22 protein-coding genes are annotated in these 26816 nt (G+C 71.5%); 10 read left to right on the top strand and 12 right to left on the bottom strand.

Translation table 11 applies throughout. The annotated features are described in order from the left end of the window. Positions 1–157 precede the first annotated feature (157 nt). Together I2501_RS21075 and I2501_RS21070 are read left to right on the top strand one after the other, a co-directional pair. Positions 158–592, top strand: coding sequence for a PPOX class F420-dependent oxidoreductase (locus I2501_RS21075; protein ID WP_196195687.1), 435 nt, complete (start codon positions 158–160; stop codon positions 590–592). Between the two features lie 102 nt (positions 593–694). After that, positions 695–4876, top strand: coding sequence for an ABC transporter ATP-binding protein (locus I2501_RS21070; protein ID WP_196195686.1), 4182 nt, complete (start codon positions 695–697; stop codon positions 4874–4876). A gap of 81 nt (positions 4877–4957) precedes the next feature. On the opposite strand, the gene I2501_RS21065 is transcribed toward I2501_RS21070, so the two are convergent. Next, a complete protein-coding gene (locus I2501_RS21065; protein ID WP_196195685.1) occupies positions 4958–6049 on the bottom strand; it encodes a hypothetical protein in 1092 nt (363 codons plus the stop codon). 88 nt (positions 6050–6137) lie between these two features. After that, positions 6138–7409, bottom strand: coding sequence for an MFS transporter (locus tag I2501_RS21060; protein ID WP_196195684.1), 1272 nt, complete (start codon positions 7407–7409; stop codon positions 6138–6140). A 97-nt stretch (positions 7410–7506) separates the two neighbouring features. Here I2501_RS21060 and I2501_RS21055 point away from each other — a divergent pair, with 97 nt between their 5' ends. From I2501_RS21055 to I2501_RS21045, 3 genes are all read left to right on the top strand, one after another. After that, positions 7507–8127: a winged helix-turn-helix domain-containing protein gene (locus tag I2501_RS21055; RefSeq protein WP_196195683.1), complete on the top strand. Its 621-nt coding sequence runs from the start codon at positions 7507–7509 to the stop codon at positions 8125–8127. Between the two features lie 132 nt (positions 8128–8259). Continuing rightward, positions 8260–9630 carry a restriction endonuclease gene (locus I2501_RS40665; protein WP_196195682.1) on the top strand — a complete coding sequence of 457 codons (1371 nt, stop codon included), beginning with the start codon at positions 8260–8262 and terminating at the stop codon, positions 9628–9630. Between the two features lie 160 nt (positions 9631–9790). Further along, positions 9791–10240, top strand: coding sequence for a DUF6278 family protein (locus I2501_RS21045; protein ID WP_196195681.1), 450 nt, complete (start codon positions 9791–9793; stop codon positions 10238–10240). A 103-nt stretch (positions 10241–10343) separates the two neighbouring features. Here I2501_RS21045 and I2501_RS21040 read toward each other — a convergent pair whose 3' ends face one another. The 3 genes from I2501_RS21040 to I2501_RS21030 all read right to left on the bottom strand — a co-directional run bounded on the left by I2501_RS21040 (position 10344) and on the right by I2501_RS21030 (position 13781). Further along, a complete protein-coding gene (locus I2501_RS21040) occupies positions 10344–11213 on the bottom strand; it encodes a hypothetical protein (protein WP_196195680.1) in 870 nt (289 codons plus the stop codon). Between the two features lie 680 nt (positions 11214–11893). Beyond that, on the bottom strand, positions 11894–12886 hold the full coding sequence (locus I2501_RS21035; protein WP_196195679.1) for a LysR family transcriptional regulator: 993 nt from the start codon (positions 12884–12886) through the stop codon (positions 11894–11896). 133 nt (positions 12887–13019) lie between these two features. Further along, complete coding sequence (locus tag I2501_RS21030) at positions 13020–13781, bottom strand: trypsin-like serine peptidase (RefSeq protein WP_196195678.1); 762 nt, start codon at positions 13779–13781, stop codon at positions 13020–13022. A 172-nt stretch (positions 13782–13953) separates the two neighbouring features. Between I2501_RS21030 and I2501_RS21025 the strand changes: the two genes are divergently transcribed. Then, complete coding sequence (locus I2501_RS21025) at positions 13954–14967, top strand: EamA family transporter (RefSeq protein ID WP_408022762.1); 1014 nt, start codon at positions 13954–13956, stop codon at positions 14965–14967. Here the strand turns inward: I2501_RS21025 and I2501_RS21020 are convergent. Further along, the gene (locus tag I2501_RS21020; RefSeq protein WP_215909808.1) at positions 14858–15367 is read right to left on the bottom strand and encodes a MarR family winged helix-turn-helix transcriptional regulator; all 510 of its coding nucleotides are present in this window, start codon (positions 15365–15367) and stop codon (positions 14858–14860) included. The two genes, I2501_RS21025 and I2501_RS21020, sit on opposite strands and share 110 nt — an antisense overlap. A 144-nt stretch (positions 15368–15511) precedes the next feature. Here I2501_RS21020 and I2501_RS21015 point away from each other — a divergent pair, with 144 nt between their 5' ends. After that, positions 15512–15856 (top strand): DUF2218 domain-containing protein, encoded by a 345-nt coding sequence (locus I2501_RS21015; protein ID WP_196195676.1) that lies wholly within the window; start codon positions 15512–15514, stop codon positions 15854–15856. Between the two features lie 44 nt (positions 15857–15900). On the opposite strand, the gene I2501_RS21010 is transcribed toward I2501_RS21015, so the two are convergent. The 3 genes from I2501_RS21010 to I2501_RS21000 all read right to left on the bottom strand — a co-directional run bounded on the left by I2501_RS21010 (position 15901) and on the right by I2501_RS21000 (position 17794). Further along, positions 15901–16365 (bottom strand): GNAT family N-acetyltransferase, encoded by a 465-nt coding sequence (locus I2501_RS21010; protein ID WP_196195675.1) that lies wholly within the window; start codon positions 16363–16365, stop codon positions 15901–15903. 56 nt (positions 16366–16421) lie between these two features. Then, positions 16422–16910 carry a glutathione peroxidase gene (locus I2501_RS21005; RefSeq protein WP_196195674.1) on the bottom strand — a complete coding sequence of 163 codons (489 nt, stop codon included), beginning with the start codon at positions 16908–16910 and terminating at the stop codon, positions 16422–16424. Positions 16911–17023: 113 nt separating this feature from the next. Beyond that, positions 17024–17794, bottom strand: a complete 771-nt coding sequence (locus I2501_RS21000; RefSeq protein WP_196195673.1) for a VOC family protein — start codon at positions 17792–17794, stop codon at positions 17024–17026. Positions 17795–18012: 218 nt separating this feature from the next. Here I2501_RS21000 and recD2 point away from each other — a divergent pair, with 218 nt between their 5' ends. From recD2 to I2501_RS20985, 3 genes are all read left to right on the top strand, one after another. Further along, a complete protein-coding gene (gene recD2 / locus I2501_RS20995) occupies positions 18013–20232 on the top strand; it encodes an SF1B family DNA helicase RecD2 (RefSeq protein WP_196195672.1) in 2220 nt (739 codons plus the stop codon). Between the two features lie 155 nt (positions 20233–20387). Further along, positions 20388–21689 (top strand): citrate synthase, encoded by a 1302-nt coding sequence (locus I2501_RS20990; RefSeq protein ID WP_196195671.1) that lies wholly within the window; start codon positions 20388–20390, stop codon positions 21687–21689. A 601-nt stretch (positions 21690–22290) separates the two neighbouring features. Beyond that, positions 22291–23010: an SDR family NAD(P)-dependent oxidoreductase gene (locus I2501_RS20985; RefSeq protein ID WP_196195670.1), complete on the top strand. Its 720-nt coding sequence runs from the start codon at positions 22291–22293 to the stop codon at positions 23008–23010. Positions 23011–23095: 85 nt separating this feature from the next. Here the strand turns inward: I2501_RS20985 and I2501_RS20980 are convergent, their stop codons facing one another. From I2501_RS20980 to I2501_RS20970, 3 genes are all read right to left on the bottom strand, one after another. Next, positions 23096–25387 carry a heavy metal translocating P-type ATPase gene (locus tag I2501_RS20980; RefSeq protein WP_196195669.1) on the bottom strand — a complete coding sequence of 764 codons (2292 nt, stop codon included), beginning with the start codon at positions 25385–25387 and terminating at the stop codon, positions 23096–23098. A 35-nt stretch (positions 25388–25422) separates the two neighbouring features. Further along, a complete protein-coding gene (locus I2501_RS20975; protein ID WP_236046772.1) occupies positions 25423–25677 on the bottom strand; it encodes a heavy-metal-associated domain-containing protein in 255 nt (84 codons plus the stop codon). Between the two features lie 192 nt (positions 25678–25869). Next, positions 25870–26673: an SGNH/GDSL hydrolase family protein gene (locus tag I2501_RS20970; protein WP_196195667.1), complete on the bottom strand. Its 804-nt coding sequence runs from the start codon at positions 26671–26673 to the stop codon at positions 25870–25872. Between the last annotated feature and the right edge of the window lie 143 nt (positions 26674–26816).

Below are 26816 nucleotides of genomic sequence, written 5' to 3'. Positions count from 1 at the left end.
GACCCACGGGTGACCGGTTGCGCGACCAACGCCCGGTGCGCCGAGGGAACAGCCGGGGCGAATCTGGTGCTGAGCAGATTGCCCGACGGGCGGCCGACCGACCGCTCGGAGTGCCGTTCGGCTGTGCCGATCGGAATCGGCGAACGGAGGACGCACCATGGCCGAGCAGGATCTCCGAGACCTGGTCGCGAGTTCCCGCAGGGGTGCGATCGTCGCCCTCAAACGAGACGGCAGACCGCAGCTCTCCAACGTCGTCTACGCCTTCGACCCGGACCAGGGCAGCCAGGGGCTGCTGCGGTTCTCCACCAGGGCGGGCAGCGCCAAGGTGGCCAACCTGCGCCGCGACCCGCGGGTGAGCGTCTACGTCACCGGCGCGGACTTCCGCGCCTATGCCGTGGCCGAAGGCACGGCGGAGGTGAGCGAGGTGTCCGCCGCGCCGGACGATGCGACCGTCGAGGAGTTGGTCGACGTCTACCGGCGGATCGCCGGCGAGCATCCCGACTGGGACGACTATCGGGCCGCGATGGTGGCCGAGCGGCGGGTGGTGGTGCGCATCGATGTGGATCGCTACTACGGCGCCGCGGGCTGGTGACCTCGGCGTCCCGCGCGTGCGTCACCGTGCACGGCGGGTACCGATGTAAGTGCCGAAAGTGGCATGGACAGCTGACCGACGAGAAGATTAGTATCGCTAAATATGTCTCAGGCTCATAAGTCTCCGGGGGAAGCCGTTGCCCCCTCCACCCAGAGCGGCCCAGAAGGCAGCTCCAGGTGGGTGCGTCGGCTGAGCGGTTATGCCTGGCGCTACCGCAGCAATGTGTTGCTGTCGTTCGGTGCGTCCCTGCTCGGCATGGCGATCACCGCTCTGGTGCCGCTGATTCCACGACTGATCATCGACGACGTCATCACCACGCACAGCCGACCGCTGGCACCGTGGGCGACCGCCCTGGTGGTGGCCGCCGTGCTGGTCTTCCTGCTCACGCTCGCCCGCCGCTACTGGGGCGGCAAGCTGGCCATGGACGTCCAGCACGACATGCGGCAGGACCTCTTCGACTCGCTGACCCGTCTCGACGGCGCGAAGCAGGACAGTCTCGACACCGGCCAGGTGGTCGGCCGAGCCACCTCCGACCTGCAGATGATTGTCGGTCTGCTCTCGATGCTGCCGATGATGACCGGCAACATCCTGATGTTCCTGCTCTCCCTCGTGGTGATGTTCTTCCTGTCACCCGTGCTGACCCTGATCGCCGTCGCGATGGCCCCGGCCCTCTGGTGGTTCGCGGTGCTCAGCCGGAAGCGGCTGTTCCCGGCGACCTGGTCGGCGCAGCAGGAAGCCGGTCGGGTGGCCGGTGTGGTCGACGGGGCGGTCTCCGGCGTGCGGGTGGTCAAGGGCTTCGGCCAGGAGGAGCAGGAGCTCGGCCGGCTGGAGGCAACGAGCCGTCGGCTCTACGCCAAGCGCCTGCGCGGCATCCGCCTCAGCGCCCGGTACAGCCCGGCCATGCAGGCGATCCCGTCCCTGGGGCAGGTCGGCGTCCTCGCCCTCGGCGGCTGGTTGGCCGTCCGCGGCCAGGTGTCGCTGGGCACCTTCGTCGCCTTCTCCACCTACCTCGCCCAGATGACCGGCCCGGTCCGGATGCTCACCACCCTGCTGACGGTGGGGCAGCAGGCACGCGCCAGTGTGGAGCGAGTCCTCCAGCTGATCGACGAACGGCCGGTGATCAAGGAGCGCCCCTCCGCGATCGACCTGCAGCTGTCCGACTACGAGGACGCCCGCGAGGGCGTTCAGGCGGACGACGTCGCGGACTCCGCAGGGGATTCCGACGTGGAGGCTCTGCGCGGCCAGGACGAGGGCGGTCGGGAGCTGGTCGACCGCAAGCGTGCCGCCGTGCCTGCCGTCTCCTTCGAGAACGTCGACTTCGCCTACGGCCCGTCCAGCCCGCCGGTGCTCAGCGGCCTCAACCTGAGCCTCACCGCGGGGGAGACCGTCGCCCTGGTCGGCGCCTCGGGCTCCGGCAAGTCCACCGTCGGCATGCTGGTCCCGCGCTTCTACGACGCGACCGCAGGCACGGTCCGGGTCTACGGCCACGACGTGCGGGATCTGACCCTGCGATCCCTGCGGGCGGCGATCGGCATCGTGCCCGAGGACAGCTTCCTCTTCTCCGAGTCCGTACGCACCAACATCGCCTACGGCCGCCCCGACGCCTCCGAGGAGGAGGTGCTCGCCGCAGCGCGAGCGGCCCAGGCGGACGGCTTCATCCAGGAGCTGCCCGGTGGCTACGACACCGTCGTCGGCGAGCAGGGCCTGACGCTCTCCGGCGGCCAGCGACAGCGAGTCGCGTTGGCCCGTGCGATCCTCGCGGATCCGCACATCCTGCTGCTGGACGACGCCACCTCCGCCGTCGACGCCCGCGTCGAGGCCGAGATCCACGAGGCGCTGCGGGCCGTGATGGCCGGGCGCACCACGCTGCTGATCGCCCACCGGCGCTCGACCCTGCAACTTGCCGACCGTATCGGCGTGCTGGACCACGGCACGCTGGTCGACGTCGGTACGCACGAGGAGTTGGAGGAGCGCTGCCCGCTCTACCGGGCGCTGCTGACCGACCCGGACGCCATGGCCGGCGATGTGCGCCAGGCGGATCCGGTGGCGGAGCTGATGAGCGACTCCGAACTCGCCGCGGAGCTGGACGACTTCGGCAACCTCGGCGAACTCGGTGAGCTTGGCAACCTTGGTGAGCTCGGGTTCGGCGAGGCCACAGAGGCCCCGGCAGCCGTCGGCGGTGTCACGCCGGAGCTCTGGGACCGCGAGCGCTATCCGGTGCAGGACCCCGACGCGCCCGTCACCGCGGGGCAGAACGCGGCGGGGACCGCGGGCCCGCGCCCGGGTGGCGGCGGTGGTCGTGGTGGTGGCGGGATGCAGGCCGCGATGGGCAGCCTGCCGGCCACGCCGGAGCTGCTCGCCAAGGTCGCGGCGCTGCCGCCTGCGGACGACAGCCCGGCGATCCCGCTGGACCAGGCCCGACGCCCGGATCCGGGCTTCAACCTGCGCGTCATGCTGGCACCGTTCAAGGGGCCGCTGCTGCTCGCGCTGCTCCTGGTCGGGCTGGACGCGCTGGCCTCGCTGGCCCTGCCGATCCTGATCCGGCACGGCATCGACGACGGCGTCTCGAAGGCGGCGACCGGCGCGGTCATGGGCGCCTCGGTGGTCGCACTGCTGATCGTTCTCGGCGACTGGCTGGTGCAGATGGCCGAGACCCAGGTCAGCGGGCGCACCGGTGAACGGGTGCTCTACAGCCTGCGGGTCAAGATCTTCGCGCATCTGCAGCGGCTCGGCCTCGACTACTACGAGCGCGAGCTCGGCGGCCGGATCATGACCCGGATGACCACCGACGTGGACGCCCTCAGCTCGTTCCTGCAGACCGGCGTGGTCACCGCGGTGGTCAGCGTGATGACCTTCCTCGGCATCTTCGTGGTCCTGCTGGTGCTCGACGCGGGGTTGGCGCTGTACGTCTTCGCGGTGCTGCCGGTGCTCATAGCCGCGACCCTGCTGTTCCGGGCCAAGTCGTCCAAGATCTACCAGCTCAGCCGCGAGCGGGTCAGCACCGTCAACGCCGACCTGCAGGAGAACGTGGCCGGGATGCGCATCGTCCAGGCCTACCTGCGCGAGGGGCACAACCGGGACCGGTTCGCCGAGCGCAGCGACGCGTACCGCCGCACCCGGGTCCGGGCGCAGCTCTACATATCGATCTACTTCCCCTTCGTCCAGATGCTCTCGAGCGTCGCCGCGGCGCTGGTGCTGATCGTCGGCGCACACCGGGTCACTGCGGGCACGCTGACGACCGGAGCGCTGGTCGCCTACCTGCTCTACATCGACCTGTTCTTCTCCCCGGTCCAGCAGCTCTCCCAGGTCTTCGACGGCTACCAGCAGGCGGCCGTCGGTCTGACCCGCATCCGTGAACTGCTCCGCACACCGACGTCCACGCCGCAGGCCGACCGGCCGGCCGAGGTGGGGCGACTGCGCGGGGACATCCACTTCGACAACGTCCACTTCGCCTACAACGCCCTCGCACCGACGCCGGAGCCGGAGACCACCGGTTCCCTGGCGACCGCTCAGGGTTCGGGACAGGCACAGGCCCCGGCGTCGGTGGCGCAGGCGCGACCGCGCAAGCCCGAGGCGATCACCGGCGTGGAGCTGCGGATCCCGGCCGGGGAGACGGTCGCGCTGGTCGGCGAGACCGGAGCGGGAAAGTCGACGCTGGTCAAGCTGCTGGCGCGGTTCTACGACGTCACCGGCGGCGCCGTGCGCGTCGACGGGCAGGACGTGCGGGAGCTGGACCTGGCCGGCTACCGGCACCGGTTGGGCGTCGTCCCGCAGGAGGCCTACCTGTTCGCCGGGACCATTCGGGATGCCATCGCCTACGGCCGTCCGGAGGCGACCGACGCGGAGGTCGAGGCGGCGGCCCGCGCGGTGGGCGCGCACGAGATGATCGCGCGCCTCCAGGGCGGTTACCTCTACCAGGTGACCGAGCGGGGCCGGAACCTGTCGGCCGGTCAGCGACAGCTGATCGCCCTGGCCCGGGCGGAGTTGGTCGATCCCGACCTGCTGCTGCTCGACGAGGCGACGGCCGCGCTGGACCTGGCCACCGAGGCGGCCGTCAACCGCGCCGCCGACCGGCTGGCCCGGCACGGAGGCAAGCGCCGCACCACAGTGGTGATCGCGCACCGACTCAGCACGGCGGCCCGGGCGGACCGTGTCATCGTGCTGGACCGCGGCCGGATCGTGGAGGACGGCAGCCATGCCGAACTGCTCGAACTGGACGGCGCCTACGCCCGCCTCTGGCGTGCCTTCGTCGGCGAGGAGGAGAGCGCCTCGGTCGTCCGCTGAGCGCGGAAGGCCACGGAGCGGGGTAACCCGACGGCGGGCCGACGGAGCAGGGAGCGGGAAGCAGGGCGGTCGGGAGTCAGCTCACAACCCGTCGCCCTGCTCCGGCAGTTGGTCCGGAATCTGTTCCGGAAGCTGGAGTACCTCGATCCGACGAGCCCCTCTGGGGGCGGGCGGCGCGGTGAAGGGCTGCGCCGAGCGTGGTGGCACGACCTTCTCGTCGGCGTCCACCCGTGCGGTCACCGCGCGCCACCACAAGGCGAAGGGGATGCCGTCGGTGTCCTGTTCCACCCGGCGGCGCGCGGCCTCGTCCCAGACGATCCGCCGCACCGTCCAGGCGGCGCGCAGGCGCAGTAGTTCGCGGTCCAGGTCCCGGGCGCCGAACCGGTCGGGGGAGACGAAGTCGGCGGCAGAGGCAGGGGTTTCGGGGCGGCTGTCCCAGCGGAACACCGTCAGCTCGACCAGCCCTGCGCTCCCGGCCGGCTCCAGCTCGCGCAGGGACCAGCCCCAGACCGGCTCAGCGCCGTCATCGGCGAACCGGCTGCGGATGTCCAACCAGCGGCGCGCTGCGGCTTGTGACTCCAATCGGCGGACGATCTCGCAGTGGATCGGCCAGTAGGCGGTGGTGGCTGCCCGAAGCCTCGCCGCGTAGTCCGTGACGGCGAGGCTACAGGCGGCCTCGGCGGCGAGGGTGGCCCGGCGACGCGCACCCGGAAGCAGCCGGGAGGCTGCCCGGCCCGCCCGCCGCTCCGCTGCGGCGAGTGCGGCAGAAGCCTCCTGCAGCGCGGCGAGATAGCGCTCGGCGGCAGCCCGCCAGGCGTCCCATTCCACCCGGTCGACCGGGATCAGGCCGTTGACCTGGGGCGCCCCGGTCTCGCTCCCGGCTCTTCGGCCGCGCCCGCCCCTGCCGTCGGGCCCGTCTGCCTTGGCAGCTTCACCCGCCTCGTCGTCCTCGTCGTCGTCGCGATTGCGGGGAGAGAGGCTGGCGGCTCGGCTGATGTCGGGCCTTCCGCTGCCCGACCTACCCCTGCCCGCATCCGTTGTGACGTCGGCGGTGACATCGACGCTGGTGTCGGCGGGGGAGGTCAGGGCGAGCAACTGCGGCTCGGTGACAGGGACGCCGTCACGGCGAGGGTCCTCCATCCACGTCACCAGCACCCACAGATCGCCGATCATCCGCCCACCGCCCCGGCTCGACCTTTACGTGGGGAACTACCCACGCGGGCAAGCGGATAGGCAGCGGGGCCCCGCCGCGCGCCGTGGATCACCCTTGCGCCGCGGGCCACTGCGCCTGGCGCAGGCCGCGCTGCGTCGCCGCAGCGGCGGCGCCGAGGGCGAGGACGGAGGCCATGGCGAGGACTGCTCCGGTGCCGCCCAGGGTCTGCAGCAGCAGGCCGATCGCGCCGGAGCCCAACGGTATGCCCAGGCCAGCCACCGTCATCGTCGCGGTGATGGTCCGGCCGCGCTGGGCGTCCGGGACCTGACGGAAGATCAGGACGTCGAGCAGCACGCTCAGGGCGGGGATGCCCAGCATGCCGAGCGCCAGCATCGCCCCGGCAGCCCACGGCCCGCTGCAGAAGCCCAGCGCGACGAAGACGGGCACCTCGGCTCCGATGATGCCGATCAGCAGGGTGCCCGGACGGAACCGCCTGTGCAGGAATCCGACCAGAGCGGCGCCGAGCAGCCCGCCGACCGCCGCCCCGGTGAGCGCGACACCGATGGCCCAGGAGGCGACCCCCTGCTCGCGCAGCCGGTAGATGACCACCAGACTGAGCGGAGCGCCGCAGGCGTTCAGCAGGGTGACCAGCAGCATCGTGGTGCGCAGGGCCGGCTGCCGCCACAGCGCGCGGAGGCCGTCGAAGACGGTGCGCAGCGTGGCCGACGGGTCGGTCACGGCGGGCTGTTGGGGGCGGACCAGCATGGCGCAGGTCAGGGAGAGCAGGTAGCAAAGACCGGTGAAGAGGAACGGCAGCATGCGGCTGACGCCGTAGAGGAAGCCACCCAGCGGGGGACCGGCCAGCTCGGAGAGTCCGACGCGCAACTCGTCCTGGGTCAGCGCCGCGGTCAGTTGCTCGGGTGGGACGACCGCGCGGAGCATCAGCATCCGCGCCGCGCCGCCGAGGGGCTGTGCGGCGCCCAGTGCCAGCGCGACCAAAAGCAGGTGAGGTAGCGTCAGTTCACCGAGTGCCGAAGCGACCACGACCGAGAGGGACGCCGTGGCGCGCACCGTCTCGGTGGCGATGAGCACGCGACGCCGGTCGCAGCGGTCGAGCAGGACTCCGGCGGGCAGCCCGCAGAGCACCGTGGCCAGCGCCTGGAGCACGCCGAAGAGGCCGGCCCACGCGGGGGAGCCGGTCAGGGCCAGGATGGCCAGGGGGTAGGCGACCTCGGCGGCTGTCAGGCCGGTGAGCGACCCGGCCGAGCCGATCCACAACAGTTGGAAGCGCCAGTTGCGACGCAGCGGCAGGAGCTGGGGCTGCGCAGCCGAGCTGTCCGCAACCTGCTCTGCCGCAGCCGAAGTGTCGACAGCGCTCATGGCATGGCCTCCCCGATGCGTAAACGTTCTCAAAAGAATTGACGTTCACTTCTCCGTGAATGATGACGCAGTCATGAGCGCCTGGCAAGATGGAGCCATGGACGAAGTTCAGGACCTCCGGATCGTCGACGACGTCGAGACACTCAAGGCGCTCTCCGACCCGCTGCGCATCGGCCTGCTCCGGTTGATGACGGACAGCGGCCCCGAGCCTCGTGCCTGGACCGCCAAGGAGTTGGCCAAGGAGCTTGGCGAGCCGCAGACGAAGCTCTACCGGCACCTCAAACACCTGGAGGAGGCCGGCCTGATCGCCGTCGCCGAGACCCGGCTGGTCTCCGGGATCGTCGAGCAGCGCTATGTCGCGGCCCAGCGCCGCCTGCAGCTCGGCCGTGGCCTGCTGTCCGGCGCGGACGAAGGGGAGTTGCAGGGCGAAGTCGAGGCCGTGGCGCTGGATGCCGCGGTCAATCTGGTGGGGTCCGCCGCGGAGTCCTTCCTGCACGGGTTCGAGGGCGCGCTGCGCTCCGGCCGGGTCGACATCGACGCGGCGGACGACGAGCGTCGGCCTGTCGTCATGTTCAGCGACATCCGGATCCCCCCGGCGCGAGTTGCCGAATTCCAGCGCCGTTTCCGCAAGTTGGTGGCGGACGTCGACGCCGAGCCGAGCGTCGCCGAGGGGGTGCCGCTGCATCTGATGGTCGCGCTCTACAGCCCGGACGAGTGACCGGCGGGGGAGCCGGACGGCGACGGACCGTCCCGGACGCGTTCGTTGCGCGTGAATCAGCAGATGGACGGGCTTGCTGATGAGATGCTGGGCCAATCGCGGCGGGAGCGGCCCGGTGGAGGGGACCGAGAAGTGACGGGACGTCGGCGGGCGATGCTCGCGCAGCAGTACACCGAGGTGGCCGAGGACGCCGAGCGGCGGCTGGACGAGTTGTTGGACCTGGCGGCCGAGCCGTCCCCGGCCGTCGACTTCGACGCCCTGCGCCGCGAGTACGTGCCCCGGCCGCTGCCGCCGACCGCCGTCTCCGAGCCCCCGCGCTGGACGGACTACGAGCCCGATCCCGGGCAGGTTCCCGCGGGCCAGCCCGGGCGCGCGCTGCTAGACGCCGGTTACCAGCAGCGGCTGATGACCGCGCGGCTCGACCACCAGCGGGCGCTGCGCGAGTACCGGGAGCAGGAGCGGGATCTGCGCGACCGGGCCGAAGGAGTCCGGCTGGAGTACGAGCGCGAGGAGCAGGAGCGCGCCAACGCCGTGCGCGCCTACAACGAGCGCCTGGTGGACTACCGCCGCTCCTACGAGCTGGGCGAGCAGGTCGCCGTCGAGTCGGTCCTGGAACGCGCATTGGCCTCGGCCGGCCGGTTGCCGGGCCTCGACGTGCCCGCGCGGGTGGTCTACCGACCGCTGACCAGAACCGCCGTGGTCGACCTGCTGCTCCCCAGCGCCGGGGTGGTGCCCCCGGCGCTCGCCTTCCGCGTGGCACCCGACGACTCCGAGGGGGGCGTGGAGCCTGTCCCGCGCCCGCGCGAGGAGTGCGTCGCACGCTACCTGCTGCTGGTCGCGCGCGTCGTCCTGCGTGCCCTGGACGCGGTGCTGGCCGCCGACACGGAATCGCATCTGGACGGCGTGGTGCTGAACGGACGGGTCGTCACCGCTGAGGCGGGAGAGTCCACGTTGGTCACCCTGGACGCCCGGCGGCCCGACCTGTACGCACGCACGCTGCTGCCCGCCTCCCACGAGGACGCGCTGGCGCGGGTGCGCGAGCTGCCGTGCCGCATGACCACGGACCCCTACGGCCCCGCGCCCGTCACGCCTTTCGCGGTGGGCGGCGCGACGGCCCCGGTGCCGGAGGAGCTCTCTCCGGGTGAATTCGCGGGACTGGCGGCCGAGTTGTTCGCGGCCATGGGTCTGCCGGACTGGGACCCGCGGCTGCTCGGCCGTGACGGCTTGCTCGCTGTCGCCTACGGGGACGGGCAGGCCTTCGCGGACGACCCGCACGTTGTCTGTGTCGCCCGCCGTCCGGCGGTCGTGAGCGCCGAGGCGGTGCGCAACGTCGCCGAGGTCATGGAGGAGGAGTCGGCCGAGGCGGCGATCTGGGCGACCACCGGCAGCTTCGAGCCGCAGGCGGTACTGGCCGCGGCGGACTACCGGTCCCTCCGGCTGATCGACGGCGGCGAACTGCGTGCACTGATTCGCGAACACCTGGGCGCGGAGCTGGGCGGCTGACCCCGGCGTGGCCCAGGCGACGACCGTGACGATCGGACCCTGGGCGGGCAGTTCCCGGACGGCCAGATCCGGGACGGCCGGATCCGGGACGAGTGAATCCGCGGCCTCCCGACGCGCGGCCTGAGGTTGCCGGTCGGTGCTGCGGTGTCACTCTTGGGGCATGGGGATCCCTTTTCTGGACCGATGGCGCCCACGTCGGGATGCGGCTGCGGCGAAGGTCGCGCGCTATCCCGACGGTGTCGGCGACCCGGCGACCTTGGCCGCGATGCTCGGCGAGTGCGCGCTGCTGCGGGCACGCGCCGAGGACGCGGGGCTGACGCTGGACGACACTCCCGAGTCGCTCTCCGCGCTGGACCTGCTGCCACCGGTCTGGCGCGAGTGGGAGGACCCGCAGGAGGTGGCCGAGTTCGCCCATGACGCCGGGCTCTACCTCGGCTCCGTGATCGTCGGCTCGATCACGGGCGCCGCCTGGGACCTGCTCGCGGACGGCCGCCCCTTCGTCCGCCTGGCGAGCGGACGGGAGTTGGACGTCACTTCCATCGGCCGGGGCTGGGTGTCGGGGGGGACGCCCTCGCTGTGGCAGGTCTACTCGGAGGCGGACGAGCGCTGACCGCGCGGCCCGACCCCCGTCGTTGACACGCCATTCCTCGCGCGCCGCGCCGTTCCTCATACGCCTCGCCTCGCACGCCCGTCCGCGGGCAGCCGACGCAGCGTCAGAGGAGCACGTCCACCAGGCAGCCGTACTGCGTGCCCTGGCCAGGGTTACGCAGCGCGATTGTCTGCTCGGTCCCCAGCGGGCAGGCGCTCGGAGCGGAGACCAGCAGCGTGATGCGGAACTGCGCGTGGTGCCCGTCGACGTCGCCGAGGCAGGGGATCGCCTGCAACTGGTTCCCGCCGGCGTTGTAGAGGCAGTCGCCGGGCAACAGCCAGCCGCTCGCGCCGCCACCCGGATCGCCGGGGTGCGGTCCCTGCAACAGGCGGAGGCAGGCGATGCCCGCGTCGACACCCTGCGGATGCGCCGCGTCGACCTTGGTCAGGCCGAGGACGAAGTCGGTGTCGGCCGGGCATGCGGTCGACGAGGGCGAACTGGTCGCCGTCCCCGAGCTGACCGAGCTGCCGCTGGCGTCGCCACGTGGCAGACGGGCGATGACGCGGGCGTAGGCCGCCGACGAAGTGCAGGCGACCGGTGCGTAGTGATCGGCGCTCGTACCGACGCAACTGCCGACCGGGAGCGTCTCCGTGGCCGAGCCGGAGGCACCAGCGGTGCCGTCCGAGTCGGTCGGGGTCTGCGGCGCATAGGCGGGCGGGTGCGCCGTCCCCGTGGGGCTCGCGCCGCCGGAGGTCGACGCGGACGGGGTGGCCTGCGATCCGCTGTTGGCGGCGCCAGGCGGGCCGGGGACCAGGGTCACGTCCACCGTTCCCGGGCGTGCCTCGGAAGGCGGTTCGGCGGGGCCGCCGGCGCACGCACTGAGGACGACCCCCAGCAGCAGGCCGAGCACCGGGACGATCAGCGCCAGTCGCCCCAGAACACTGAGGCGGCCCAGAGCACTCAGCGGGAGCGCGGTGGCGAGCAGGGTCGGCATCCTTCGCGCCCGCGCGTACGCCCCGGCAGGTCCCGTCAGCCGATGCTCCGGCTCCGGCTCCAGCTCGCGCCCTGACTCTGACCCCGGCTCCGGCTCCAGCTCGCGCCCTGACTCTGACCCCGGCTCCGGCTCCGGCTCCGGCCTTGGCCCCAGCCCTCGTCCCGACTCCTGAGCCCGCTGCGGCGGCTCTCCTGGTGCACCTGGCTCGTCTGGATTCCCTGGCTCCGGATTCCCGGCAACGACGTGCATCGACGCCCCCATGCCCCAACGCGGCGCTCGCCCGAGGCCAGAGTACGCAGCCCGCACCCGCCGGATAAGGGGATGCACGGGACGCTCGTTGTCGAGTTCGTCCCGCACTGGTCCGTGTGTTGCCTGCCGCCCTTCAGTCGGCCGGTGTTCTGTCGTCACCTGTACCTCTTCGCCCGCATCATGGTGCTTTGTTGCTCTTTTGTCCGCGTTTGCCGTCCCGCTGGTTCATCACCTCGGGTCTGAGCCTCTCTGGTCCCACCCGTGCGGCGCAACGTGCGCGGTTCCGACGCGCGGTCCGACTGGTCGTCAGTGAGGATGGAAGGCAGGGCGCCGAGGGTGGGCCCGAGAGGGCGGCGGCGACTGGGCAGGGCGCCGCCGCCCTCGGCCGTACCGGCTCCCCGATCGAGGTGTGCGAACCCGTCGGTCCGTCATCATCGGCCGCTCCCTGAGCGGTGGTGCTTCGCCTCCCGGGCCGCAGCGGGTGCGGTGGCCGACGCGGGCGAGCACTCCGGTTCGGGGGCGGCCGAGCGCTGCGGCCAGTGGCGATGCAGGGCGGCGAGCGCTGCCGCGATCGCGGGACGACGCGTCGCATGCTCGCGCCAGAGCACCGAGACGCGTCGGACCGGCTCCGGCACGATAGGCCGGGCGACCACGCCGGCGGGCAGCGGCGCCCGGCCGAGACGCGGCACCAGTCCGATGCAGAGGCCCGCGCGGATCAGCGCGATCTGGGTGTCGAACTCCGTTGCCTGGAACCGGGTGTCCGGATCCTCGCCCGCTTCGCGCAGCGTCTGGAGCAGCCAGTCGTGGCAGATGGTGCCGGGCGGTGTGTTGACCCAACGCTGTCCCTTCAGCTCCTCGACCGTCAGCACCTCACGCGCGGCGAGCGGATGGTCGGCAGGCAGCACGACATCGACCGGGTCCTCGCCCAGGCGCCGACGACAGACGCCTTCCGGCGTTGCCAGCGGCGTGTTGGGCCAGTCCTGCACCACCGCGAGGTCGATCTCACCACGCGCGACCAGCTCGGCCATCAGATAGGGGTCGCTCTCCAGCACCCGCAGCTCCAACTCGGGGTGCTCGGCGGAGAGGTCGGCCAGGACGGTGGGCAGCAGGCCCCGTGCGGCGGTGGCGAACGCGGCGAGGAAGAGTCGCCCGGTGACCTCGCCGCGGCGCGCCTCCAGGCCGACCTCCGCCTGCTCCACCAGGGCGAGCACCGCCTGCGCGGTCTGTGCCAGCTCCTGCGCGGCATCGGTGAGGACCACGCCGCGGCCGCGTTTCTCCAGCAGCGGGGTCCTGGTCTCCCGTTCGAGCTTGCTGATCTGCTGGGAGATCGCCGAGGGCGTGTACCCGAGCGCGGCGGCGGCGCGGCCCACGGAGCCGTGCACGGCCACGGCGTGGAGGGCGCGCAGTCGTCCGAGATCCATCATGCGGGCAGCCTAGGCGCTGCACGGCGGACGCCCTACCGGACACCGTCGCCCCACCGGATGCCGTCGGCCCGCCGAATGCCCGCCGAATGCCCGCCGAGGTTCGGCCGAGGTTCGGGCCGAGGTGGGTCGAGACTCAGCCGTGGGTCAGGGCAGCGCGGTAGACGGCGGCGATGGCGGGGCCGAAGTAGGCGGAGTACGACACGTCGTCCGTGTCGCCGCCCTGCTGGTAGCCGCCGATGACGCCGGCCACCGCGCCGCGGCCGCGAGCTCCGGAGTCGGTGCCGACCAGCATCGGGCCGCCGCTGGTGCCGCCGGGCAGCCCGGGGCAGTCGAACTCGAGCTGGTGCGGGCCGAAGCGGAGGAGGGTCGACGCGCAGTAGACCGGGCGGTCGCCCCTGCTCGGATAGCCGACGGTGACGGCGCGGGTGCCGGGGTGGGGGTTGAACGAGAGCGCCTCGGAGCCGGTCAGGTCCGCGATCCGGTGCCGACCGATCGGACGGAGGATCAGGAACGCGACGTCCTCGTCCGGGTTTCCGTACCGCGTCCAGGCGGCGCCGGCGACGACGGTCGCCACCGACCAGGTCCCGTACGGGCGTCGGCCGTCGTGGTAGCCAGGAACGAAGGTGAGGCCGCCGCGGGCGTGTCCCGATCCGGGACCGATCACGCAGTGCGCGGCGGTGACCACGATGTCGCGGGTCGGGCTGTCGACCACGGCTCCGCTGCAGAAGTGGTGGTCGGGGCGTCCGGGGGAGGAGCCGAAAACGGCGCCGATCCGCGACGAGCCGCCGAAGGGCGTGGAGTCGGGCGCTCCGGCAACGGCGTTCTGGCCGCCTTGGGGCCCCAGCAGAAGAAACGCCAGCAGGGCGCCGACGACAGTGAACGAACGGAGCGTCATGTTTCTGATGGTTTGGGTGATCTGACGCCACCGCCACCGCTGCTGGTCAACCGGGTGACGGTCCGTCGGATTTGGACGGCTCCGCCGAATCGTTCAGTAACGCTGAATAAAATGCTGAAGAACTCTTTTCTGGTGCTCAAGAGACGGCTCGCGCCATGCTCGCTGCATGAGCTTGAGCGCCCGCCATTTCGGACTCGCCGTCCTTGTCGCCGCCCTCTGGGGAGTCAGCTTCGTCGCCATCGACGCCGGGCTGGAGCACTGTCCGCCGCTGTTCTTCTGCGCACTCCGGTTCGTCGCCGCCGCGGTGCCCGCCGTGTTCCTGGTCGGGCGCCCGGGGGTGTCGTGGCGTTGGGTGGTTGCGGGCGGACTGGTGCTCGGTGGCCTGCAGTTCGGCCTGCTCTTCGAGGGCATGCGTGCCGGCATGCCGGCCGGGCTCAGCTCCCTGGTCCTGCAGGGGCAGGCGGTCTTCACGGCCGGGTTTGCCGCAGTGCTGCTGCGGGAGCGGTTCACCGGGCGGCGGCTCGTCGGGCTGGCGGTGGCGGTGGTGGGAATCGCGGTGGCGGCCGTCGACCAGGTGGACCGCGGGGGCGCGGGGCCGCTCGGGGCGTTCGCGCTGGTCGTCGGCGCGGCTGCGGCCTTCGGGCTGTCCAACGTCATCACGCGTAAGGCCGCGCCTCCTGACGCGCTGCGCTGGATGGTCTGGATCAGTGTGGTGCCGCCGCTGCCGCTCGGAGTGCTGTCCGTGCTGACCGAGGGCGCCCACACGGATCTGCGGGCCCTCGGGCATTTCAGCCTGACGGGTGTGGCCGCGCTGCTCTACGTCGCCTGGGGCGCGACGCTTGTCGGTTACGGCCTCTGGGGACATCTGTTGCGGCATCACGACGCCTCGGTGGTAGCGCCGTTCGCGTTGCTGGTACCGGTGTTCGGGATGTCGTCGGCCTGGTTGCTGCGCGGCGAGGCGATCACACCGCTGGCGGCTGTCGCCGCTGTCCTGGTGATCACCGGGATCGCGCTCGCGTCGTTCGGTGGACGCCGGGTCGCAGGGACCGGAGGCCCGGCAGCCGGGGAGGGGGCCGTCAGGGATGCGGATGGGCGTGGGGGCCGTGGTGGTGCGGATGGGCCAGCTCGTACGACTCCTCGGCCACTCGGAGCAGGTGCAGCAGGGACACCCGGTCCGCAGCGCTGACCGGGCCGAAGAACTCCTCGGCGACCTCGCGGCGGACGGCCGCGATCTGCGCCACCGCGGCGTCGCCGGACTCGGTCAGCTTGAGCAGGGTGGCCCGGCGGTCGTCCGGGTCGGGGGAGCGGGTGACCAGGCCGGCCGCCTCCAGCGCGTCCACCACCGTGGTGGCCGAGCGGGGCGCGATCCGCAGGCGCTCGGCGAGCTGGTTGAGCCGGATGCCCTGGCCGCCGCTCCAGGCGAGGGTGTCCAACGCCCGTCCCTGTGACGGCGTCAGGCCGTGCGGAGCGAGCCGGTGGAAGGTGGCCCGGCGCATCCGCTTGCTGGCGCGCATCATCGCGTCGGCCAGCTCGACCTCGGTGGGGATCGGCTCGGGCACGGATGCGGACGGGGTGGCGGCGGTCACGGAAGGGCTCCTGCGTAGGGGGAGGCCAGGATATCGACTGTGCGGGGTCCGCTTGCGGGCCGAGCGGTCAGGGAACAAATAGAGAGCTAAGCTCATTATGCGTTAGGCTCGCCTAATAGTGAAGGCTTCTCCCTGGAGGGTTCCATGCCTCGTTCCCAAGCACGTGTGGCCACCGACCGCCCGCATCGCTACGCCAAACAGCTCGCCGCCCATCTCGGACGCAAGATCGAGACGAACTGGGACGAGGAGACCGGCCTCGGTTCCCTCACTTTCGGCTTCGGTACCGCCACCATGACGGCCACGCCCGATTCCCTGCTCCTGGCCGTTGAGGGCGACACGGAGCACCTCGACCGGCTGGAGGACGTCGTCGGACGGCACCTGGTCCGGTTCGGCACCAAGGACGAGCTGCTGGTGCAGTGGCAGCGCGGAGACGGCACCCCCGGCACGGTCCAGCGCAACGAGGAGAGCGAGGACGAGGCGGCGTCCTGAGCCGGTCGCCCGCCCTGGGCCAGTCGCCCCCCTGGGCCGATCGCTCAGTCGACCTGTTCCAGGGGCAACTTGAAGCCGACGTGCGAGCCCACGAAGCCGAGCCGCTCGTAGAAGCGGTGGGCGTCCTGGCGGGTGTGGTCGCTGGTCAGCTGGACCAGTGCGGCGCCGAGGCGTCGCGACTCGGCGATGGCGTGCTCCATCAGCGCCGTGCCAAGGCCGCTGCCGCGCTGGTCGCCGCGGACACGAACCGCCTCGATGATCGTCCGAGTGGCGCCCTTGCGCGACAGCCCCGGGATCACCGACAGCTGCAGCGTCCCGACGACCTCGCCGTCCCGGACCGCGACGATCAGATGCTGGTTCGGGTCTGCGGCGACGCGCTCGAAAGCGGCGTGATACGGCGTCAGGTCGTCCGGGCTCTCCCGTCCGCTGCCGAGCGAGTCCGCGGCGAGCATGGCCACGATCGCCGGAAGGTCGTCCCGGGTGGTCCGCCGGAAGGTGAGGTCGGTCATGATCGACACCCTACCGGCGGACCCGGGCGGCCCGACGACGGTCAGGCTGACGAATGTCAGGCCGACAGCTGCGCCTCGATGGCGGCCACCAGCTCCGGCGCCTCCGGCTCGGTGCGCGGGCGGAAGCGGCCCACGACCTCGCCCTTGGGCGAGAGCAGGAACTTCTCGAAGTTCCAGGTGATGTCGCCGGCCTCACCCGTGGCGTCCGGGGTCGCGGTCAGCTCGGTGTAGAGCGGGTGGCGTGCGGAGCCGTTGACGTCGATCTTCTCCAGCAGTGGGAAGGAGACGCCGTAGGTGGTCGAGCAGAAGGTCTGGATCTCCTCGGCGGAGCCCGGCTCCTGGCCGCCGAACTGGTTGCACGGCACACCGAGCACCGTGAAGCCCCGCTCCGCGTACTGCTGCTGCAGCCGCTCCAGGCCCGAGTACTGCGGCGTCAGACCGCACTTGGAGGCGACGTTGACCAGCAGCACGGCCTTGCCCTCGTAGGCGGCCAGGCTGGTCGGCTCCCCGCCGAGGGTGTGCAGCGGGATGTCGTACAGGCTCATCAAGATCCTCCGGTGGGACGCGGTCGAGACTCCTACGCAGTGTCTCAACCGCGTCCCGCGTCAGGTTCTTCCGGGTCTGCCCCGGCGGTCCGGTCCGCCTGCCCGAACGGGCGTCAGCTCGGGGTCTCGCCCTTGATGATGGAGAAGACCGCGCCGTGCGGGTCCGCGCAGGCGGCCATCCGGCCGACGCCGGGCAGCGTGTCCGGGCCGTGCAGCACGCGGCCGCCGAGCTCGGTGACCTTGGCGGCGGTGGCATCCGGGTCGGCCACCTCGAAGTAGGGCACCCAGTAGGTGACCGTCTCGCCCGGCATGTGGCCCATGACGCCGCCGAACGAGGTCTCCTCGCTGCCCATGGAGGCGACGGTGTACGTGAAGCCGCCCATGTCCTGGTCGGCCAGGCTCCAGCCGAGGACGTCGCGGTAGAAGGTCTTCGCGGCCGCCGCGTCGGCGGTGTGGAGCTCCGCCCAGGAGACCGAGACCGGGACGTTGACGACGTCGAAGCCCTTGGTCTGCAGCGGCTGCCAGACGGCGAACTTGGCGCCCTGGCCGTCGGAGAACTGGGCCATCCGGCCGAAGGACATGACGTCCGAGGCCGGGACACGGACCGTGCCGCCGGCCTGCTCGACGGCCTTGACCGTGGCCTCGGCGTCGTCGGTGCCGAAGTAGATCGTCCAGGCGGAGGTCGCGCCGGGCTCCATCAGCGGGCCGAAGCCGCCGACGCGCTTGCCGTCGTTGCTGAAGAACCCGTAGCCACCGGCGTCCGGGCCGGCGTCCTCGGTCGTCCAGCCGAAGAGGGAGGTGTAGAAGGCGGCGGTGGCCGCGGTGTCCGGGGTGCCGAGGTCGATCCAGCGAGGTGTGCCCGGGGTGTAGTCGGTGCTCAGCATGCTGTGCTCCTCAGGGGAGATGGGCTCCAGGGAAGAGGACCCTGGTGTGTGGGAGCCCTTGGCTTGTGGGCCGCTTCACAGTCTTCCGCGCACCACTGACAAAAACGGGGCGTCGGGAGCGCGGTGCCACAAAGAAATTTATTCGGTCGTTTTCGATCACAATCGAACAGAACGGCGGGCTGCCCGCGCTGTCACACCCAGCCGCTACGGTGCTGCCCATGAACCAACTGGCGGTCGTCGAGGGGGTGCTGGAACGCATCACCTTCGCCAGCGAGGAGACCGGCTGGACGGTCGCGCGCGTCGACACCGGCCGCGGCGGGGGCGAGCTGCTCACCGTCGTCGGCGCGCTGCTGGGCGCCCAGCCGGGCGAGAGCCTGCGGATGCACGGCCGCTGGGGCAGCCATCCCCAGTACGGCAAGCAGTTCACCGTGGAGAACTACACGACCGTCCTGCCCGCCACCGTCCAGGGCATCCGGCGCTACCTGGGCTCGGGGCTGATCAAGGGCATCGGCCCCCGGCTGGCGGAGCGGATCGTCGACCACTTCGGGGTCGAGACGCTCGACGTCATCGAGACCGAGCCGACCCGGCTGATCGAGGTGCCCAAGCTCGGGCCCAAACGCACCAAGCTGATCGCCGCCGCCTGGGAGGAGCAGAAGGCGATCAAGGAGGTGATGGTCTTCCTCCAGGGGGTGGGCGTCTCCACCTCCCTCGCGGTCCGGATCTACAAGAACTACGGCGACTCCGCGATCTCCGTGGTCAAGAACGAGCCCTACCGCCTGGCCGCCGACGTCTGGGGCATCGGCTTCCTGACCGCCGACCGGATCGCGCAGGCGGTCGGCATCCCCAAGGACAGTCCGCAGCGCGTCAAGGCGGGCCTCCAGTACGCCCTGTCGCAGTCCTCCGACCAGGGCCACTGCTACCTCCCCGAGGAGCAGCTGATCTCCGACGCGGTCAAGCTGCTCGCCGTCGACACCGGCCTGGTCATCGAGTGCCTGGCCGAGCTGGTGGCGGAGGAGGGCGTGGTCCGCGAGCAGGTCCCGGGCGAGGAGCAGGACGAGGCCGGGCACGCCGTGCCGGTCAGCGCCGTCTACCTGGTGCCGTTCCACCGGGCCGAGGTCTCCCTGGCCGCCCAGCTGGGCCGGCTGCTGCGCGCCCCCGAGGACCGGCTGGCCGCCTTCGCCGAGGTGGACTGGGAGCGGGCCCTCGCCTGGCTGCGCACCCGGACCGACGCCGATCTCGCCCCCGAGCAGGAGCAGTCGGTCAAGCTGGCGCTCACCGAGAAGGTCGCCGTGCTCACCGGTGGTCCGGGCTGCGGCAAGTCCTTCACCGTCCGGTCGATCGTCACGCTGGCCCTGGCCCGCAAGGCCAAGGTGGTCCTCGCGGCGCCCACGGGCCGCGCCGCCAAACGGCTTGCCGAGCTGACCGGCTGCGATGCCGCCACGGTCCACCGGCTGCTGGAGCTGAAGCCGGGCGGAGACGCCGCCTACGACCGCGACCGCCCGCTCGACGCCGACCTGGTCGTCGTCGACGAGGCCTCCATGCTCGACCTGCTGCTTGCCAACAAGCTGGCCAAGGCGGTCCCGCCCGGGGCTCACCTGTTGCTGGTCGGCGACGTCGACCAGTTGCCGTCCGTCGGCGCCGGGGAGGTGCTGCGGGACCTGCTCGCGCCCGGCAGCCCGGTCCCGGCCGTCCGGCTCAACCGGATCTTCCGGCAGGCGCAGCAGTCCGGCGTGGTCACCAACGCGCACCGGATCAACGAGGGCGTCCCGCCGATCACCACCGGTCTGGCGGACTTCTTCCTGTTCGTCGAGGAGGACACCGAGCACACCGCCGACCTGACGGTTGATGTGGTCGCCCGCCGGATTCCGGCCAAGTTCGGGCTTGACCCTTCCCGCGACGTCCAGGTGCTCGCCCCGATGCACCGTGGCCCGGCGGGCGCGGGCAACCTGAACACCCTGCTCCAGGGGGCCATCACGCCCGCCCGCCCGGACCGGCCTGAGCGCCGCTTCGGCGGGCGGACCTTCCGGGTCGGCGACAAGGTCACCCAGATCCGCAACAACTACGACAAGGGCCGGAACGGCGTCTTCAACGGAACGGTGGGCGTCGTCACGGCGCTCAGTGTGGAGGACCAGCAGCTCACCGTCCGCACCGACGAGGACGAGGACGTCGTGTACGACTTCGACGAGCTGGATGAACTCGCCCACGCCTACGCCGTGACCATCCACCGATCACAGGGCAGTGAGTACCCCTGCGTTGTGATCCCCCTCACGACCAGCGCCTGGATGATGCTCCAGCGCAACCTCCTCTACACGGCCGTCACGAGGGCCAGGAAGCTGGTGGTACTGGTCGGATCCCGCCGTGCGCTGGGGCAGGCCGTTCGGGCGGTTTCCGCAGGTCGCCGACACACGGCATTGGACCATAGGCTGACTCGGGGGTAGGTTCCGCTGTCAGAACTTGAAAGCGAATGGCCCTTTTCTTTGTGACCTTCGGCTCTTTTGGGCCACCCCGCCTGCACAGGTGTAACCCGCCTGGGGGAAGGTAGGAGGGAGTCAGGGCACCCCTTGAACCCTTGAACAGGGTCATTCCGCTGGTGATGAGGGAAGACGTGAGCGACAACTCTGTAGTACTCCGCTACCAGGGCGGCGAGTACGACTACCCGGTGGTCGACGCCACCGTTGGTAACGCGGGCTTCGACATCTCGAAGCTGCTCGGCCAGACCGGCCTGACCACGCTGGACAACGGCTTCGGTAACACCGCCGCCTGCAAGTCCGCGATCACCTACATCGACGGCGACCAGGGCATCCTTCGCTACCGTGGCTACCCGATCGAGCAGATCGCCGAGCGCGGCTCCTTCCTGGAGACCGCCTACCTGCTGATCAACGGCGAGCTGCCGAACGCCGAGCAGCTGCGGGTCTTCGAGCACGACATCAACCAGCACACGCTGCTGCACGAGGATGTCAAGCGCTTCTTCCAGGGCTTCCCCCGCGACGCCCACCCGATGGCGATGCTGTCCTCCGTGGTCGGCGCGCTGTCCACGTTCTACCAGGACAGCCACAACCCGTTCGACCCCGAGCAGCGCTACGTCTCCGCGGTGCGCCTGCTGGCCAAGCTGCCGACCATAGCTGCCTATGCCTTCAAGAAGGCCCAGGGCCACCCGTTCGTCTACCCGCGCAACGACCTCGGCTACGTCGAGAACTTCCTGCGCATGACGTTCGCCGTCCCGGCCGAGGACTACGAGCTCAACCCGGTCGTGGTCAACGCGCTGGAGAAGCTGCTGATCCTGCACGCGGACCACGAGCAGAACTGCTCCACCTCCACGGTTCGCCTGGTCGGCTCCTCGCACGCCAACCTCTTCGCCTCCATCTCGGCCGGCATCAACGCGCTGTGGGGCCCCCTCCACGGCGGCGCCAACCAGGCCGTGCTGGAGATGCTCGAGGGCATCAAGCGCGACGGCGGCGACGTGGACGCCTTCATCCGCAAGGTGAAGAACCGCGAGGACGGCGTCCGCCTGATGGGCTTCGGGCACCGCGTCTACAAGAGCTTCGACCCGCGTGCGCAGATCATCAAGGCCGCGGCCCACGACGTCCTGGCCCAGCTGGGCAAGGCCGACGAGCTGCTGGACATCGCGCTCAAGCTGGAGCAGCACGCGCTGACGGACGACTACTTCGTCTCGCGCAAGCTCTACCCGAACGTGGACTTCTACACCGGCCTGATCTACCGGGCCATGGGCTTCCCGACCAGCATGTTCACCGTGCTGTTCGCGCTGGGCCGCCTGCCCGGCTGGATCGCCCACTGGCAGGAGATGATCACCGACCCCGCCAACAAGATCGGCCGTCCGCGCCAGATCTACACCGGTGAGGTCATCCGGGACTACGTCCCGATCGACGCGCGCTGACCGCGTTCGCACAGCACGGACGGAGCGGGTCCGCACACCTCGGAAGGGGCGTGCGGGCCCGCTCCCGCGTTCTGCGAAGGCGTGGAGAAGGTACGTGGAGGGCACGCGTGGAGGCAGCCGGGGCGTGCGCGCACGGCGGGGCGCGGGGGAGGCCGCTCAACCACCCTGATCACGCCCGCGCCGTGCGCTTTCGGCCGCCCAGCGACGGCGGCCGGGCACCGGGATCCGCCGGAATCCCGGCTCACGAGTTCTAACACAAAGTTGGCCTCGCGAAGTTACGGTCAGGCCATGTGATGCCCCTCTCACGGTGATCCTTCGAAGCGTCATATGCCAGGCGCGCTCGGTCCGAGGGTGCGGGTCGGGGCGACCCGGTGCGAAGCGGACGAATAGCAGCGTGGTAGGAATCACGTGAATCCGCACGGCGTTCTGACTGACCTGTTGGGGGCCGGGTCGGCTCTCCGCGGCCACTTGATGACTCGCAGGAATCACGCGGCAACAGCGCAGCAACAACGCGGCACGCACGCGGCAACGATGCAGCGGCCTCGCAGCGCGCTCCGGGAGCCCGGGGCGTGCGAGGTCAGGAAGACAGGGGGGCGCCCGGATGGGCAGGAACGTTGTCGTCACCGGTGGCGGGACGGGGATCGGGCTCTCGGTGGCCCGTCGGTTCGCCGAGGCGGGGGACCAGGTCACCATCGTCGGCCGTCGGCGGGACGTCCTCGTCGAGGCGGCCGAGCGTCTCGGCCCCTCGGTCCGCCCGCTCTCCTGCGACCTCGCCGACGCCGATGCGGTCGCCGCGCTGGTGGGTGAACTTCCGGGCCGGATAGACGTGTTGGTCAACAGCGCGGGCAGCAGGGAGTCCCGGGCCGGAGCGGGCCCGCACGCGGTGCTGGCCCGCTGGCGCGGCGACTTCGAGCGCAACGTGCTGACCGCGGTGCTGCTCACCGAGTCGGTTCGGGACCGGCTCGCGCAGGGCGGCGGACGGGTGGTGACGATCAGTTCGATCGCGGCGGTCCGCGGGGCCGGCTCCTACGGCGCGTCCAAGGCCGCGCTGCACGCCTGGAACCACTTCCTGGCCGCGCAGTTGGGCCCGTCCGGGATCACCGCGAACGTGGTCGCCCCGGGCACGGTGGCGGGCACGGAGTTCTTCGGCGACCGCCTCAACGAGGTGGAACTCGTTCGCCGCGCGGGTCGTACGTTGGTGGGCCGCGTGGGCGAGCCGGAGGACGTCTCGGCTGCGGTCTTCTTCCTGGCGAGCGCGGAGGCCGGCTACATCACGGGCGAGATCCTGCACTGCAACGGCGGCGAGCTGCTCGGTCGGTGACGGTCCGGGCGGCGGGGACGTTGCACCACCCGGGGGCGCGGCCCCGCGCCCCTGAGAGCAGTGCGACGTCCCCTGTCCCGCCCCCTCAGGCCTGAGCCTGGAACCGCCGGAGGCGGAGGCTGTTGGTGACGACGAAGACCGAGGAGAAGGCCATCGCCGCGCCCGCGATCATCGGGTTGAGCAGGCCGAAGGCCGCCAGCGGCAGGGCTGCGACGTTGTAGCCGAAGGCCCAGAAGAGGTTGCCCTTGATCGTGGCGAGCGTGCGTCGGGACAGGCGGATGGCGTCCGCTGCCGACCGCAGGTCACCGCGGACCAGGGTGAGGTCGGCGGCCTCGATCGCGGCGTCCGTGCCGGTGCCCATGGCCAGGCCCAGGTCGGCCTGGGCGAGGGCGGCGGCGTCGTTGACGCCGTCGCCGACCATGGCGACCGTGCGGCCCTCGGCCTGGAGCCCGGCGACCACGCTCGCCTTGTCCTCGGGGAGGACCTCCGCGATCACCTGGTCGGCGTCGATGCCGACCTCGGCCGCGACGGACCGTGCCACCGCCGCGTTGTCCCCGGTGAGCAGGACCGGGGTGAGGCCCAGGCCGCGCAGGCGCGTGATCGCCTCGGCGCTGCTCGGCTTCGGGGTGTCCGCGACCGTCAGGACCGCGCGGGCCGCGCCGTCCCAGCCGACCAGGACCGCCGTGCGGCCTGCGGCCTCGGCGTCCGCCTTGGCGGTGAGCAGCTCCGGCGGCAGCGTCATCGACCAGTCGGTGAGCAGTCGTTCGCGTCCGGCGACGACCGCGTGACCGTCCACGACGCCCTCGACCCCGAGGCCCGGGACGTTGCGGAAGCTCTCCACCGCGGCCGGCTCCGGCACCGCTGCCGCGATCGCCGCGGCGATCGGGTGCTCGGAGGCATGTTCGACCGCGGCGGCCAGGCGCAGCGCCTGCGCCTCGTTGACGCCGTCCGCGGGGTGGACGGCGACCAGGGCCATCCGGCCGGTGGTGACGGTGCCGGTCTTGTCCAGGACGACGGTGTCGACCTGGCGGGTGGACTCCAGCACCTCGGGGCCCCTGATCAGGATGCCCAGCTGGGCGCCCCGACCCGTGCCGACCATCAGCGCGGTGGGCGTGGCCAGGCCGAGCGCGCAGGGGCAGGCGATGATCAGCACGGCCACGGCGGCGGTGAACGCCTCCGTGGCGCTGCCGCTGACGGCCAGCCAGACGCCCAGTGTCACCAGCGCGATGATCAGCACCGCCGGGACGAAGACCGCTGAGATCCGGTCGGCCAGGCGCTGCGCCGCGGCCTTTCCGCTCTGCGCCTGCTCGACCAGGACGGCCATCCGGGCCAGTTGTGTGTCGGCGCCGACGCGGGTCGCCTCGACGACCAGTCGGCCGCCGGAGTTGACCGTCGCTCCGGTGACCTCGTCGCCCGGGCCGACCTCGACCGGGACGGACTCGCCCGTCAGCAGGGAGGCGTCGACCGCCGAGCTGCCCTCGACGACGCGTCCGTCGGTCGCGACCTTCTCGCCGGGACGGACCACGAAGCGGTCGCCGAGCACGAGCCGTCCGATCGGGATGCGCTCCTCGCGGCCGTCACGGAGCACGGCCACGTCCTTGGCTCCCAGCTCCAGCAGCGCGCGCAGGGCCGCGCCGGCGCGGCGCTTGGCCCGCGCCTCCAGATAGCGGCCGAGCAGGATGAACGCCGTGACACCGGCGGCCGTCTCCAGGTAGAGGGTGGACGAGGCGTTCTGCGAGGAGAGCGAGAAGTCGAAGCCGTGCTTCATACCCGGCATGCCGGCGTCGCCGAAGAAGAGTGCCCAGACGGACCAGCCGAAGGCGGCCAGGGTGCCCACGGAGACGAGGGTGTCCATGGTGGCCGCGCCGTGCCGCAGGTTGGTCCAGGCGGCCTTGTGGAACTGCCAGCCGCCCCAGACCACGACCGGCGCGGCCAGGGTCAGCGACAGCCACTGCCAGTTGCGGAACTGCAGCGCGGGGACCATCGCGAGGACGATCACGGGGATGCTGAGCGCGACGGTGACCAGCAGCCGGTGCCGGAGCCGGGCCGTCTCGTCGTCCCTCGCCCCGGGCGTGCCGCCCTCCGCCGTACCGCCCGCTGCGCCGTCGTCCGTCGTGACCGGTTCGGGGACGACGGGGGCGGGAACCTCGGCCGTGTAGCCGGTCTTCTCGACCGTGGCGATCAGATCCGCCACGGCCACGTCGGACGCGTGCGCGACGCTGGCCTTCTCGGTGGCGAAGTTGACCGTGGCGGTGACGCCCTCCATCCGGTTCAGCTTCTTCTCGATGCGGGCAGCGCAGGACGCGCACGTCATGCCGCCGATGGCGAGCTCGACGCGTTGGACGACCGGTTCTATGCCAGGGATGGCGGTGGACATGCTGCTTCCTCCTCCTGCTGGGCTCCCTGGGTGGGTCAGGCCTGGCGGCCGGTGAGCTCGTAGCCCGCCTCGTCCACGGCGGCGCGGACGGTGGCGTCGTCCAGCGGCTGCTCGGACTCGACGGTGACCGTGCCGGCCTTGGCGTCAGCGGCGACCTGCACCACGCCGGTCAGGGCGCCGAGCTCCTCGGAGACGGCCTTCTCGCAGTGGCCGCAGGTCATGCCGGAAACGGTGAAGACGGCGGTGGTCATGGGTGCCTCCTGGTCGGCGGAACTGTACGAGGGGACCATTCGATCCTCGATCCGTACAACACCATACCCCCCTGGGGTATTCCCTGGCATGGCGGCCGAAGCTCGAAATCCCACGAGCACCGAGAGTAGCCATCCCTTGCTCCAGGTAGCAGAAAGCCCGCCCCGACGCGCAGGCGTCGGAGCGGGCTCGGTGCCGGTGCCGCGGTGCGGCGGCGCAAGGGCACGCAGGCGTTACAGCGGGGCGAGGTCCGGGCGCTTGGGCTCGACGTGGTCGCCCGAGGACTCGCCGCGCAGGCGGCGGCCGACCCAGGGGAGCAGGTACTCGCGCGCCCACTGGATGTTCTCCCGGCGCTGCTCCGCCGCGCTGTGAGTGGTCATGGGCGGCCAGGGGGCCTCGGGGTCCTCGACGGGAAGCCCGAGCGACCGCGCGGCCAGCAGGGCGACGCGCTGGTGGCCCTCCGGGGAGAGGTGCAGCCGGTCCTCGCTCCAGGCGCGGCGGTCGCGCGCCGAACGGAGCGCCCACACGTCCGCCACGTCCAGGTCGTGCCGGTCGGCGACGGCCCGCAGGTGCGCGTTGTAGGTGGCGATCTTGCCGCGCAGGTGCTTGAGCACTGGGGTGTCCCGGGTGTCGAAGCCGGTGAAGATCAGCACGCGGCCGGCGTGCGGCCGGACCTGGAGCACGGCCCGCTCGAAGCGCTCGGCCACGTCGTCCGGGTCGCTCCCCGGTCGCAGGATGTCGTTGCCACCCGCGCAGATGCTGACCAGGTCCGGCTGCATCGACTCGATCTGCGGCGCCTGTTCGGCGGCGATCTGGTCCAGCAGGCGTCCGCGCACGGCCAGGTTGGCGTAGCGCAGGTCGTAGTGCCCGGACTCGGTACGCGGTCGCTGCTCGGCGAGGATGCGGGCCAGCCGGTCGGCCCATCCGGCGAAGCCGCCGTCGGGCCCCGGGTCGTTCAGTCCCTCCGTGAAGCTGTCGCCGAGGGCGACGTAGGAGGTGATCTGACCGTGCTCCTGGGGTGATCGCGATGTGGGCATACCGTCGATACTTCACTGTGTGAAGTGACCTACGCCACCGTAGGTAGGTCTTGACGGGAGTGAGATGAACCACGTCGCCGTGCGTGCCGAGAGGGGAATACCGGAGGGGCGAGCGTTTTGGGTGGAAAGCCTCAGACGTGTCG

The organism is Streptacidiphilus fuscans (assembly GCF_015690355.1).
GTDB lineage: Bacteria > Actinomycetota > Actinomycetes > Streptomycetales > Streptomycetaceae > Streptacidiphilus > Streptacidiphilus fuscans.
Note: the sequence above shows the minus strand (reverse complement) of the source record. Positions and strands in the feature narration are given on the sequence as shown.